The following is a 13296-nucleotide window of genomic DNA, read 5'->3' on the forward strand; positions in this document are numbered from 1 at the left end:
ATCGTTCAGTTTTGTTTCACGAGCCCCAGTCTTTCCAGAGGAGAGCGGAAAGCCATCCCGCGAACAATGGAAACGCGAGGCTCACCGCCAGGCGCAGAGCGACGACGCGCGCTCCCAGGAACGGAACTTCCCAGACGATAGCGCGATGAACGCCCAGAACGGACCACGAGGTGAGATAAGAAATCAGCGGCCCGACACCGACCCCTGTTTTGTACAATGACGCGACAATAGGGAATTGCATCATCGGACCGCCCGGAGTGACCGCCCCAAGCCCCATCGCGATCACGAGCCCCTTCCACCCGGACTCGGCGCCCATCCACCGGGCGATGACTTCCTCGGGGACGACCGCCTGAATGATACCGGCTATGAGAAATGCCGCGACCATGCGCGGCAAAACCTCCAGCATCAGAGCGACGCCCGCGCCCGTCCCCTTGCCCGCAAGCTCCGGGGCCTTCAGATAAAGTCCGGCGAGGAGCGCCAGCGCCACCGCCATCATGATCAACGTAGAGATATCCATAGACCTCCTCAGCGCGAGCCGCGATGTTCCTTTTAAAGACATGGGCGATCTCCGGCGGCGCGAATTCCTCGGTGGCTTAACTTTCCTGCGCGCGGGAAGTGACGGAGCGTATTTGAATGATCGTGCGAATCAAAACGGATCACTGCCGGCAGGCGGCGTTCAAAGCGCCCGTCGAACCGCCTCCGGCAGCAAGTGGCCTTTCACTTCGTCGAGATGCATGACGTCGGCGTACTTATGATGCAGGTCGAAGAGGTTGACTTTGTGCGAGAGAACGCTGCGGTCGAAAACGCATTCCTCGACCACGACCGTGTGGAAGCCGTTCGAGTAGGCGTCGACCACGCTCGCACGCACGCAGCCGCTAGTGGTCTCGCCGCAGACGATCAGGCTGTCGACTCCGAGCATGGTTAAATGCGCGATCAGCGGCGTGCCGAAAAAACCGCTCGCGCGCTCTTTGTAGATGACGAGATCGCCGGGCTCGGGCTTGAACGCCTCGTAGATTTCATAAGCGCGAGGGTCGATTTTTTGTATCCGCCGATTGGTCGCGTGAACGTTCACGGGCTTGGCCTCACCGCGCGTCTCGGTCGTGGTGTAGATCACCGGCAGACCGCGCGAGCGCGCGGCGGCGAACAGCTCTTGAATCGACTTGACCGCATTCCAGGCGTGAATGCCGCACGCGCTGGGAAATTCTTTCACGACTTCACTGACGGGCCGTTGGCCGCCTTCGAAAGCCAGATTGTAAAGATCTATTGCAAGCAGCGCGGGGCGCTGCCCGATGTACGTCTCACGGCGATAGTGCCGGTAAATTTCCATGATCTCTTCGCTGACGACGTCTTTCCAGCAGTGGTCTTCGAAGCGATCGGTCATCGTCAACCTCCATCAAAAAGTTTGCTGAGTTTCAGTGACATATCTATGCTCCACCCACCACCCTGTCAAGCTGAGACATTTTAGATTGCGCGCAGGAAGGACAATGTTCGCGGACCCTGCCCTGACCGGATAAAAAGAGAGATGCTTCGCGTCGCTCATCTATGAAAGCTTTGTCAAGAGCGGTTATTCACGAGTCTGTATTCGGTCAAATGTTTTTGGACAAATCTCTACTGGCCGCCCGTAATTCTTACCCGATGTTATCGGACTCATCTATTCGCCGTCTTGTGCGGCAGAGAAATATTCCGCAACGGTGTCGCAATCAGCATGCGGGTCTCAGTGGACCCATGAGCGTAGCGCGCTTACCGTTGCGTGGACGACATCGGTTCCCGATAGGGTTCTCCTTTCTTAAGCCCCCGCTGGAGTGCTCCCGCGCCACCAACCCGCTGTAGCTCGCCAATTGCTCGGCACGGCCGAAGCGCTCAACGGTGCCGATCTCGGTCCAAATCACCACCGCCAGGATATCGCCCACGCCGGGCAAAGTCTTAAGCCAGTTCGTCTCGGGACACGGAGTAAAAACCTCGATCATTTTTTGTTCGATCGCTTTGAGATTCTCGCCCACGTAATCCAACTGATCGAGCACACGTCGAAGCGCTTGTTCGGTATGGGGCGGAAGCTTAGGCAGAAACTCCTCCACGATTTTACGGCCTTTTTTGCCAAAGGCATCACTCGCCCCTTCCACCGTATACCCGTACTTGCCCAGAGTGGCATGAACTCGGTTCTTCAGTTGCGTGCGCTGTCCACTGAGCACCATGCGCGTTCGCGGCAGCTCGCGGGCATCGCGCACCGAAGAGGAAGGGATCCAAACCGTCGGGAGAGTCCCCGTTCTTTGCAACCGGTTCATCCCTTTAGCATCGAGCTTGTCGCTCTTATTCACGCTGCCCATCATCAGTTTCGCCAATCGCGCGTTGACCAGCTGTGGCTTTCCTCCGCCCGCCTCGATCTCATCGACCACCCAGTACCAGTTGCCTACCGTCTCCACCGCTACTGGCGCTCCCTCGGACCACTTGCTTACAAAGCCCTTGATCGTCCCTCGGTCGTGCGCCAGTCGGCATTCGAACAACCGTTCTCCTACTTGACTCTCGACCCGTGCCCAGGTGTATTTCTTATGAACATCCAATGCGATGTATTCCATAACTGTTCCCCTCCTCGACTCGTCATTTTAATAACCGCCGTTACGGAATTCATCGCTTTCATATTAATCAGAATGACACTCCTGGATTTGTCATCCTGATGAACGAAGTGAAGGATCTCTCTGGAAATGATTCGATCCCTATAGACCAACGGATGTTGACTCCGCCGCCGGTGAAACGTATGTTCGCGGGAGGAGAAAGACAATGCCCGTCAACAAAGAATTGGCGCAAAAAGTCCTGGCGCAAATCGATCGCGACGAGCTGGCGCAGCTCGGCTGCGACCTCGTCAACCATCCGAGTCCGACCGGACAGGAGAAAGCGGTCGCGGAATTTATTCTCAATTGGTTTCAGGCGAACGGCCTCAAAGCGATCCGGCAGGAGGTCGAAGTCGATCGGCCCAACGCCGTCGGCGTGCTCAAAGGCGCCGGCAGCGGGTTGAGTCTCGGCTTCAACGGCCACATGGACACGAGCTTTACCGGCACCAGCGAAGATCTCCGCATGGTCGCCAACATCGAGCCGGAATCCGAGCTTCGCGGTTCGATCGCCGGCGGCAAAGTGCGCGGCCTCGGCATCTCGAACATGAAAGGCGGCGTGGCGGCGTTCATGATGGCGGCAAAGGCGCTCAAGAAAAGCGGCGTCACGCTCAAAGGCGACGCGGTCTTCGCCGCCGTCGTGGGCGAGATCTCGCGCACGCCGATCGGCCCGTGGCAAACCAAAGAGTACCGCGGCGAGGGCGCCGGCACGAGACACCTGCTGACCCACGGCATGCACACCGACTACGCCGTCGTCGCCGACGGCTCGGACTTGAACATCGTCTGGACCCAGACCGGGGTCGTGCAGATTAAGATCACCACTTTCGGCAAGGCCGAGGCGGCGTGGGGCAGCAAGCGATCGACACACCCGATGGAAAAATTAAACGCGATCGTCAAGATGACGAAGATGATCAACGCCCTGGAGCAATGGGCCGAGCGCTTCGAAGAAAAATATATTTACAACTCGCCCACCGGCCCGCTCTATCCCAAGGTTAACATCGGCGCGATCGAGGGCGGCGCGCCTTACCGGCCGAATTATTTTCCAGGCGTGTGCAGCATCTACGTCGATATCCGCACGCCGCCGCAGGTGAGACCCGTCACCGTCCAACACGAGGTGGAAAAGACGCTCGCCGCGCTCGGCGTCGAATACGAGATGGAAGCGTACAAATCGCTCCTCGGCCACGAGGGCAAAGGCGTCGAGCCTCTGGTCGAATCGCTCGAAGAGATCCACCAGTTTCTTTTCGGCTCGAAGCTCACGCACGAGGCCGCCGACCGCGCCAGCATCTGGACCGACACGAACGTTTACAACGAGCTCGGCATTCCCGCGGTCAAGATCGGCCCGCGCGGCAAACGCATCGGCCCGCGCGCTGAGGAGATCCGGATCGACGATATGGTCAAAGCGGCGCAGATCTATGCGCTCGTCGCGCTCGACATCTGCAGCCGCGAGCGGCCCGGAGGTCTATAAAAAGCAGTGAAAACGTTTGCCTCCTGGCTGTGGTTTATACTGATCTCATTAGCCGTCTCGGCTTGCAGCATTCCCGAGCCCGGCCAACTCGTTGTTATCTCAAAGCCTCCCGCTTTCCGCCCGAAAACGCCGCAGGAGGTCAAGAGCCTAGAGGATGCCATAGCGGCCGTCATGACCGTGTGCACGAAAGATCTCGGGCTGCCCGTCATCGAACCGTATTATCTTCATCTCTACAAAGATGCGAACGCCTACGCCGCCTATACCTATGGATTTGCCCGGATGGACCAAAGTATGGTCCGCCTCACCTGGGCCCAGCCACAAGAGACTCGCCTGCACGTCAACCTGGAACGCCTCGGAGGAGTATCCTGGGGAACGCTGCTGAGATTCCTGGCTCACGAATACGCGCACAATATCGAAGACGTGGTCATCGGCGGCACGCACGGCTGGAACCAGTGGATCAGAGAAGGCTTCGCCGACTGGGTCGCCGCCAAGGTGATGGACTCGCTGGGCTGGGAGAGTTACGCGTCGTCATTGGCCCGCACCGAGCGCGCGCTCGCGCGTCACGGCGCTTCCTTGCCGAAGTTTTCCGAGCTTGAACAGACGCGGCAGTGGGTACGCGTCGTCGATCGCCCCAAGGGCAAAATACAGGCTTACGGCTTGGCCCTTCTCGCCGTGCATCGGCTCATTGAAAAGAAAGGCGTGGCGGGGATGAGGGAATACTTCCGCTCGGAAAATTTTTCCGCCAGTTTCGGCCTGTCATGGGGCGACTTCGAGCGCGAGATGGAAGGCGTCGTCAAGGATCTTGTCGCGCGCAATACCGCCAAGAAAAGCGGCCTAAAGGCCGAACCCAGGCCCGAATGGAAGAGCGGCTATCAATGGCAGTATGCGGTCAAAGGCCTCGGGGCTAGAGGAAGGTCCACGAACGAAGTTGTAAGAGAGGAGATCTTCGACGGCGTCCCTGCTTACATCTTACGGCTCGGAGCGAATGACTATATCCACACCAAGGACACCCTGGCCTTGTCGGCGACTCTATCCGGAGGAAAGACAATCACGAAAAATAGCCCTCCCCTTCTGTGGCTATCCTGGCCCCTCGCCGCGAGCAAGGAGTGGAGAAACACCTCCGTGGTGGAGAACCTTGAGCAAAAATCATCGCAAAGGATGGACGTAGAAACAGTCGTGGCGGGCGTTGAAGAGATCCTTGTCCCGGCAGGCAGGTTTGAAGCTTACCGGATCGAGACCTACAACTTTCACACCGGCGAGCTAATGTTCGAGCAGTGGTACGCGCCGCGGGTAAAATGGGTTGTAAAATCGAAAGACTACCGTCAGGAAGGCGTTATCGAACAGGAGCTGCAGAGCTTCAAAATCGATTGACGATCTTGAAAAACCGCGAAACAATAATGCTTCCTCCATCGAAGCGCCGGCTCTGCGGCTTGTTTTTAATCCTTTTGACGGTCGGCGCTTCGGGCTGCGGGCTGCACGAGCCGCCGCGGCTTGTGCCCGTCAGCAACCCTCCCGTCTTCCGGCCGGCGAGCCCCGAGCAGGTAAAAACTCTCGAGGAGGCGGTGGCCGCGATCATGACGGTGTGCACCCGAGACCTCGGCTTCCCCCCCGTCTATCCTTTCCATCTCCACGTTTATGACGACGCCAACGCTTATTCGTATTACACGGACGGATTGCCGCGGCTCCGCACGGACAAGATACGCCAGAGCTTGGCCGTGCCGCACGAGAACCGGCTTCACGTCAATATGGAAGCCGCCAGCGGACGGCCCTGGGGCATGCTCTTGCGTCTCCTGGCTCACGAGTATGGTCACAATCTCGAATTTGTCTTGAGGGGCGGCGCGAAGCCGGCGGGCCACTGGATGAGGGAAGGCTTCGCCGATTGGATCGCCGCGAAAGTCATGGACGCCCTCGGTTGGGAGAGTTACGCGTCGTCGCTGTCGCGCGCCGAGCGCGAGCTGGCGCGTTACGGACCTTATCTGCCGCGGTTCGAAGAGCTCGACAGGACCGGCCATTGGTTGTGGGTTCTCGAGCGCCCGAAGGGCAGAGTGGGAACGCACGACTTGTCGTTTCTCGCCGTGCACAAGCTCATCGAGAAGAGCGGCGCGGCAAAAATGATGGACTACTTCCAAGCGAAAAATTTTCTTCAGAGCTTCGGCATGACGCTGGAAGACTTCCAGCGCGATCTGCAGCAAAGCGTCAACGCGCTCGCCGCGGCGCATCGGCCGCGCGGCGACGGCCGCCAGGCGCGGGCCCCCGAGTGGAAGGCCGGCTATCGATGGCAATATCTATTCGCGGCCCCCGGCGTCAAAGGCACGGTCGTGAACCAGGTCGCAAGGGAAGAAGTTTTCGAGACGTCGCCGAGCTACGTGCTCGCCATCGGCAAGAACGAATACCCGCACGCGAAAAACAATCTCGGCGTGCTGGCGACTCTTTCCGGCGGCAAGACGATCAACAAAAACGATCCACCCTCTCTGCCGCTCGCCTGGCCGCTCGAAACGGGAAAGCAATGGAGGAATTCTTACGTGTCTGAGGATGCCGAGCGCAAGCGCACGCAAAGAATCGACACCGAGGTGGTGGTCGCGGCGCTGGAAGAGATCCGCGTGCCGGCCGGCATTTTCGAGGCCTTCCGGATCGAGACCTACGACACCCAGACCGGCGAGCTGATCTCGGAGCAGTGGTACGCGCCGCGGGCCAGGTGGTTTGTCAAAAGCAGGATTTACCGCGACGAGGGCCCGCTCGAGCAGGCGCTGATGAGCTTCAAAATTGATTGAGAATTAGGTACAAGGACGCGAATAAGACCGGGTCAGCTCCCTTTCCTGCCGACGGCAGATCGGGGAGCTGACCCCTTTCGAGCGCCGCCGGCAAAGGAGCCGTGGCGACTCAGGAGTGAGAAAAGCTACGGAATGTCGGCGTGCGCGGCGGCGCTTTGAATTTTGCCCTTCTGCTTGCCGCTCAGAACATGCTGGCGTTTTAGACTGTTGGTGAGATGGGCGACGCAACGCACAAACCGCCCGTGATTGGTTGCGCCTTCGGCGCACTCGAGGATCAGGTCGGCGAGGCTGCATCCATTGGCGAAAAGCGTGTTCGCGACTCCGGTGTCGATGCCGTCGATGACCAGCGTGCCGGTCAGCGCGGCAGGATCGGTGGCGGGGCATTCGTCCTCGGTGTCGGGTACGCCGTCCCCGTCGGTATCAACGGGCGGCGGCACGACCTGGGCGCGAACATGAATAGAGCCCGTCATAAAAGCGGCCATCAGGATGGCCATGAACAGGGTCATTTTTTTCGAACGCATAATAACCTCCTTTGTGAAAATCATGTATAGCACAGGGAGCAGAATCCATGCCAGAGAGTTTACCATGGACCCTTGGAGCGTCATGGAGCCGGGTCGGCAGATAAGGAACTTCTTCTACTTTGAAAACAAGAGGGCTTGTAACAACCCGCTTCCGAAAAACGTCAAGGCCGATGAGAATCGGCTCTCGCTCCTCGTTTACCCGCGCTGCTTGAGGGGCGCGCTTGACCTTTCCGCTAACGCGCTTTCCAAAAAATGCCGGGAAAGCCTTCAGCAGACTGTTATTTCCTTCACGTGCGGCTCCAGGCCCTAAATGTCCTCGTTGGTTTTATCCCCCGGGCAGCGTTGACCGGGCATCTCCGTTGGAACGGGCAAGAAAAGACATTTCGACAATCCGCTACGGCTTGACGATGAAGGACGGCTCTGCCGCCGCTTTTTCTTTCGCCTGGCTGAGATAGAAGGCGAGGCTTTTTTGCGCCAGGCCGGTGAGAAAGGAAATATCCAGGAGCCCCGCTTCGCCTTCCGCGAGCTGCAGCGCGACGGCGAGCGCCAGTTTAGCCGGCTCCTCGCGTCCGGTCTCGAGCAGATAGAGCGCCATGTCCTCCATCCTGCGCGCGAAGACGCGGCCGGTTTCCCCGGCGAAAATTTCCCGCGCGGCGTCGCGGACGATGGCCGAGACGCGCTCCTCTTTCTGGACCTCGTTCAAGACCAGGCGGCTCTCCCGCGCCTGCTCGACCCGCTCCAGGTAGGGCGCCATCCAATCATCGTCGAGAATCCAGAAACGAAACTCAGGCTCGTCGAGAAGCCGCCGCGAGCGCTCGCGCCACGCCTCGGCGCGCGCCCCGTCGGGGCTCAGGCGGCTGTGGATCGGGTGCGGCGCGGGCTTGGGTTTCAGCGGATTGAAAGCGGCTCTCAGCGAAGAGAAATGTTCGGTCCTGCCCTGGCCGAGAGACTTGGCCTTTTCATAACTCTCGTAAAGCATCTGATCGGCGTATTCCCACGGCACCGAGATCATCTGAATGCCGTGACTCTCCTTGATCGCCTGGGCCTGCTCGCGTAGCTCTTTCCGTTTGATCAGCGCGCCGCTCGCGCGCTCCAGGCCGGTCCGGTCGCTCACCATTCCCTGAAGCAACTGGAGACCGCCGTCGGGTTGCGGCCTCGTCAACCACACGAGCCGCACCCCGGCGCCGTCCACCGATGAGATATATCCCTCGATCTCGGGACCGAGCTTGAGCGCGGGCCGCGGCTTCGCGATGCCGGCATCCTCGGCGCGCGGAATCGTCATGCCTCTCTGCGCGAGCTTGAAAAGCGAGCGGCGTGCCTCGCGCTTGATGTCCTTCGAAGCGGCGGTCCGCTCCAACTCGGTCAACGCGGCGACGGCGGCGGGATCGGCGACGCGGCCGAGAAGAAACGCGACGGCGAGATCCGTGTCGTGTCCCTTGCCGAGATGATTCGTAAGCGCGCCCAGTGCCGTAGCTGAAGCATTCTCTGTGTCGATTCCGGACTCCCGTAGCCGATCGAGTCCTGTTTTGAGCGCTGCCTCTCGTGCGTCTTTCTTTGACATGCTGAATTTTCTGTTTTTACTTAAAACGAGATTCTTCGCTCCGCTCAGAATGGGACATAAAAAAGAGTCCATCATCCTGAACAAAGTGAAGGATCTCTCCGACAGATTCTTCAAAGTTTTAACAAGTCGGACTTTTTGCCGGGTCTGCCGGCGATGGTGAAATTGGGCCACTCTTCGACCTGCGCGTCGCGATAATTTTCCCGATACCATTTGGCGATGTCGCCGGCGCGCGCGAACCAAACTTTGGAATGGCCCTTGGCGTAGCGGATAAATTCCCTGAGCAGCACGGCGCGAAACGGCCGGCCGCCCACGAACGGATGGTTTCCCCAGATCATGAACTTCGGGTCGGTCTCCCCTTCCTCGTACATGCAATCGAAGGTGTCTTTCCACATTTGCAGAAGGTCGCGCGGCGTGCGCCCGGCGCGCTGGTAGCTGGAATAGTCGTTGAGATCTGTAAAATATGACAGGACCGTCAGCTCCTTGTTCTTCACTTTGAGCGTATAGGGGGTCTCCTCGTGCTGCGGGTCCATCCAGTAGGTGTAGCCGAGCTCGGCGATGATATCGACGGTGTCCGCGCCCGGCGCCACGCCGGTTGAAAGATAGCCTTTAGGCGCCTCTCCGACCACGTCTTTGACGATCTGCACGGTCCGTTGCAGGTCCTTTTTCTCCTGGTCTCTTTTTTTCATGTAGTTGTAGTCGTGAATCCAGGTCTCGGTGCCGATCTCGTGGCCGTCGGCCACCGCTTCTTTAATCACATCGGGATAATTCTGGACCGTGATGCCGGTCGGGAACCACGTCGTCCTTATGCCCTCTTTCTTAAAAAGATCGAGGAAGCGAAAGACGCCGACGCGCTCGCCGAACTCGCGGTCGGTGATGCTGGCGAGGCTTTTCTTCGTCACGGCGTTTTTCGGATAGCCGCGCCGGTTTTCCTGCTGCATCGACCCGGGGCCGCCCAAATCCTCCGGCCAGGTCTCGAACGCGACGCAGGGCGTGATCGCGATGCGCGCGCCATCGGGCCATTTGATCGGCTTTCTCTTGCGCTTCATGAGTTCCTCCTACTGTCGAAGTGATCCTACCTTTGCCACAACGACATACACTTTCCAAGCATCACGGCGCTCGGAACATACAGGTAAGTCCAGACTTATCGTGCGGCGGGCCGAGAAACGAGCATGCCCATCGTAACGCCCGCCCGGGGGTTTCTCGAAGGGCCGATGCGTTGGACGAGGAACGCCAAACGTACTTCAGAATTTCTCCTCGGAAACTCGTGCCGCGTAACACCGGACGTATCGCATCGGCCCGGAGAGAGACTCGCGGGCGGGCTATGGCGCGAGCCCCGAGCCGACTGAGGCGTACTTTGTTTTGTACGCCGCAGGGAGCGCGAGGGGCGATGAAACGAAGTTAGGCGAAGTTTATCGGCCCGCCGCGAACCATTTGTCGTAGAGGCGCTGATAGGTGCCGTCCTCTTTGAGCTTCAGCAACGCCGCGTTCACCGGCCTGCGGTAAGGACTGTTCTGCGGAAAAACGATGCCGTAGCTTTCCTTGCGGAAGACCGATCCAACGACGTTCACCTTTCCTTTTCCCTCGCGCGCCGCGTAGAAGAGCAGGACCGGAGCATCGAATACGACCGCGTCGGCCTGCCCCTTGAGCAAAGCTTCGTAGGCCTGCTCAATGCGTGGGAATTCCAGCGTCTCGATATTATGCTGGCGAAGGTAAGCGGCCGACGTGCTGCCGGTCGTCGTCGCCACCTGTTTGCCGGGCAAATCTTCCGGGCCGTTGATGTCGCCTTGAAGCTGCTGGACGGTCAGCGAGCTGGTCACGGTCGCGGTAAAGTAGGCGACGAACAAAACGGCGGTGAACATCCAGAGGATCGCCATCGCCCGGCCGAGCGCGCTCCGCGGCATTTGATCGGCCTGCGTCGCCAGAGTCGACGCCGCCCACCAGCAAGCCTCGAAGATGCCGGGAAAATAAGAACGGGACTCGATCATGCCGCGCGGGTGGCGCCGTTCGGAGAGCCAGACGATGTGCGCCGGCACGAGAACGAAGAGGAGCGTCAGTCCCACAAACGGCAGAGCGGCGGAGGAAAGCAGAAGCGACAACGTCTGACGCACCGAACTGCCTCCGCCGGGCTGATCGCGGACCAGAATCTGCAGGCCGGAGTCGAACATCGGCTGGGAAAAATCGAACTCCCGGCTGCGCTCGGCGGTGATGGAGATCGCGGCGATTCCCAGATCGCTTTTACCCGATTTTACCGCGGCGAGCAGATCGACCACGGTGGGATGCTCCGCCAGTTCTGATCTCGCCTTTATTTCTTCGGAAATATTCTGCCAGAGATCGATGCTGAAGCCGGCGAGCTTGCCCTTATCTTCAAACACGAACGGCGGGACCACCCGAGTAGCGACGCGGAGCGGACGGGCGGGAGCCTGGGCCGGCACGGGCAGCGGCGGCAGCAAAAGCCCCATTAGCGCGAGCGCCGCGACTCTAGCGATGGCCATGGCCTGGAGCGGGGTCATCCAAAGCGATCGCAATTACCGCTCGGCGGAATTCCGTTTTGCGAGATCTTCTTCAGCGGTCACTTCGCCCTTCTTTTCGTCTTGGGTTTTCTTTTCGTCCGTTTCCGGCTTCGGACCGAAAACCTTGAGCGGGTCCTGTCCCGCCTTGAGCGTCGCAGCGATCTTGTCCAGCGCCAGGAACCTTTCCGGCGCGGTCGGGTGCGTGGAGAGAAACCCTCTTTCCGTACTGCCGGGCATTTCGATGGCGATTCTCCGGAAAACTTCTTTGCCGTCGTCGACGTTGAAGCCGGCGCGGTGGGCCCACATGAGACCGTAGAGATCGGCCTCGCGCTCGCGGTCGCGGTCGAACTTGGCCGTCGCGAGCTGCACCATGCGCGCGGCGGCTTCGCCGCCGATCTGGCCGCCGTAGATTCCGGCGGGGACGGCCACCGCCATGCCCAGGATATTCTGCGCCCAGAGATATCTCATGTGGCCTCGGAGCGCATGGGCGATCTCATGTCCCAGGACGGCGGCGAGCTCGTCGTCGTTCTTGAGAAAGCGCATCATGCCGCGAGTGACCCACACCGTGCCGCCGTCGGTCCAGGCATTGGCCGCGTCGAGATTCACGCGCGCGCCGGTTTGCTCGGAGCTGGCGGCGAAGACGAACCGGATCACGCTCTGCGTGTCCGTCGCTTCGAGCAGCCGGCTCGCCACCTCTTCGATCCTCTCCTGTTGTTTTTTCTGCCAGGCCTTGGACTCGGCCAGCAACGCTTCCTTGAACTTTTTTTCCTCTTCGGCGCTGATCTTGGGCCCGGTGGTGGCGCAGGCGGAGAGCATGAGGCAAAAAATGGCGACCGCGGGATGGATCCAACCGAAACGCATGATTTTTACCGTCTTCCTTTTGGCCATTGCTTGCAAAGCGGCTGTCATGGGAGCAAGGGAATCATAAGACAATTCGAGCGCGTTATCCAGAGGTTTCACTCGGCCTTGACTTGCGCGGAGTTGCCAGATAAGGAAAGAAAATTCACAACGATTGGTGGAGGTTGGATCATGGCGAACGAGAAAACAGTCGAATACAAAGCCGATAACGGGGTGGCGCTTGTGGAGCTCAACCGCCCGCCGGTGAACAGCTACACGCACGAGCTTTTGCGCGAGCTGGACGACGCCATTTTGCAGGCGCGCTTCGACGACAACGTTCACGCGCTGGTGATTACCGGCAAGGGGGAAAAGTTCTTCTCCGCGGGCGCCGACATCAACATGCTCGCCAACAAGCCTCTCGCTTACAAAAACAACTTCGCGCTGCACGGCCACGAAGTCCTGATGCGCCTGGAAAACACGCCCAAGCTCGTGATCGCCGCGGTCAACGGACACGCGGTCGGCGGCGGCCTCGAGATCGCCATGGCCTGCGACATCCGCATCGCCAAAAAAGAAGGCGGGAAGCTCGGCCTGGCGGAGATCAATCTCGGCGTCATGCCCGGCATGGGCGGCACGCAGCGGCTGCCGCGGCTGGTCGGCAAAGGGCGCGCGATGGAGCTGTGCGCGACCGGGAGAACCATCGCCTTCGAAGAGGCGCTGGAGATGGGCCTCGTCAATTTCATCTATGAGAAGGAAAACTTTCTCGATCGCGTCATGGACTATGCCAAGCAATTCGTCACGCCCAACAAAGCGAGCATGGCCGTCGGCAAAGTAAAGCGCGCCGTTCAGACCGGCTTGGAACTGTCGCTTCCCGACGGTCTCGCCTTCGAGCGGGAAGTGCTGGCGCAGGCCTTCGGCAGCGAAGACGCCGCCGAGGGCGTGAAGGCCTACCTGGAAAAAAGAACCGCGCAGTATAAAGGTAGATAGCTATCAGCCATCAGCTATCAGCCGTGAGATTCGTTTTTGCTGAT

At 59.5% G+C, this 13296-nt stretch carries 12 protein-coding genes; 4 read left to right on the plus strand and 8 right to left on the minus strand.

Annotated elements, in window-relative coordinates:
* Window positions 1-16 precede the first annotated feature (16 nt).
* The 3 genes from VGL70_11375 to VGL70_11385 form a co-directional block, all read right to left on the minus strand.
* Entirely contained in the window at window positions 17-517 is a 501-nt protein-coding gene (locus VGL70_11375) for a permease (GenBank protein HEY3304123.1), read from the minus strand.
* A 159-nt stretch (window positions 518-676) separates the two neighbouring features.
* The gene (locus tag VGL70_11380) at window positions 677-1381 is read right to left on the minus strand and encodes an isochorismatase family protein (protein HEY3304124.1); all 705 of its coding nucleotides are present in this window, start codon (window positions 1379-1381) and stop codon (window positions 677-679) included.
* Window positions 1382-1700: 319 nt separating this feature from the next.
* The gene (locus VGL70_11385; protein HEY3304125.1) at window positions 1701-2573 is read right to left on the minus strand and encodes an IS110 family transposase; all 873 of its coding nucleotides are present in this window, start codon (window positions 2571-2573) and stop codon (window positions 1701-1703) included.
* A gap of 202 nt (window positions 2574-2775) precedes the next feature.
* On the opposite strand from VGL70_11385, the gene VGL70_11390 reads away from it, so the two are divergent.
* From VGL70_11390 to VGL70_11400, 3 genes are read left to right on the plus strand one after another with little or no spacing between them, the layout of a single operon-like run.
* Entirely contained in the window at window positions 2776-4068 is a 1293-nt protein-coding gene (locus tag VGL70_11390) for a M20/M25/M40 family metallo-hydrolase (protein HEY3304126.1), read from the plus strand.
* Between the two features lie 6 nt (window positions 4069-4074).
* On the plus strand, window positions 4075-5439 hold the full coding sequence (locus VGL70_11395; GenBank protein ID HEY3304127.1) for a hypothetical protein: 1365 nt from the start codon (window positions 4075-4077) through the stop codon (window positions 5437-5439).
* 26 nt (window positions 5440-5465) lie between these two features.
* The gene (locus VGL70_11400) at window positions 5466-6839 is read left to right on the plus strand and encodes a hypothetical protein (protein ID HEY3304128.1); all 1374 of its coding nucleotides are present in this window, start codon (window positions 5466-5468) and stop codon (window positions 6837-6839) included.
* Between the two features lie 125 nt (window positions 6840-6964).
* Here the strand turns inward: VGL70_11400 and VGL70_11405 are convergent, their stop codons facing one another.
* The 5 genes from VGL70_11405 to VGL70_11425 all read right to left on the minus strand — a co-directional run bounded on the left by VGL70_11405 (window position 6965) and on the right by VGL70_11425 (window position 12292).
* A complete protein-coding gene (locus tag VGL70_11405) occupies window positions 6965-7360 on the minus strand; it encodes a hypothetical protein (protein HEY3304129.1) in 396 nt (131 codons plus the stop codon).
* Between the two features lie 394 nt (window positions 7361-7754).
* Window positions 7755-8921, minus strand: a complete 1167-nt coding sequence (locus VGL70_11410) for a hypothetical protein (GenBank protein ID HEY3304130.1) — start codon at window positions 8919-8921, stop codon at window positions 7755-7757.
* A gap of 110 nt (window positions 8922-9031) precedes the next feature.
* Window positions 9032-9967: a polysaccharide deacetylase family protein gene (locus tag VGL70_11415; GenBank protein HEY3304131.1), complete on the minus strand. Its 936-nt coding sequence runs from the start codon at window positions 9965-9967 to the stop codon at window positions 9032-9034.
* Window positions 9968-10330: 363 nt separating this feature from the next.
* The gene (locus VGL70_11420) at window positions 10331-11413 is read right to left on the minus strand and encodes a transporter substrate-binding domain-containing protein (GenBank protein HEY3304132.1); all 1083 of its coding nucleotides are present in this window, start codon (window positions 11411-11413) and stop codon (window positions 10331-10333) included.
* A gap of 33 nt (window positions 11414-11446) precedes the next feature.
* On the minus strand, window positions 11447-12292 hold the full coding sequence (locus VGL70_11425; GenBank protein HEY3304133.1) for a M48 family metalloprotease: 846 nt from the start codon (window positions 12290-12292) through the stop codon (window positions 11447-11449).
* 168 nt (window positions 12293-12460) lie between these two features.
* Here VGL70_11425 and VGL70_11430 point away from each other — a divergent pair, with 168 nt between their 5' ends.
* Window positions 12461-13252: an enoyl-CoA hydratase-related protein gene (locus VGL70_11430; protein HEY3304134.1), complete on the plus strand. Its 792-nt coding sequence runs from the start codon at window positions 12461-12463 to the stop codon at window positions 13250-13252.
* Window positions 13253-13296: the final 44 nt, after the last annotated feature.

This window comes from Candidatus Binatia bacterium (assembly GCA_036504975.1).
GTDB lineage: Bacteria > Desulfobacterota > Binatia > UBA9968 > UBA9968 > JAJPJQ01.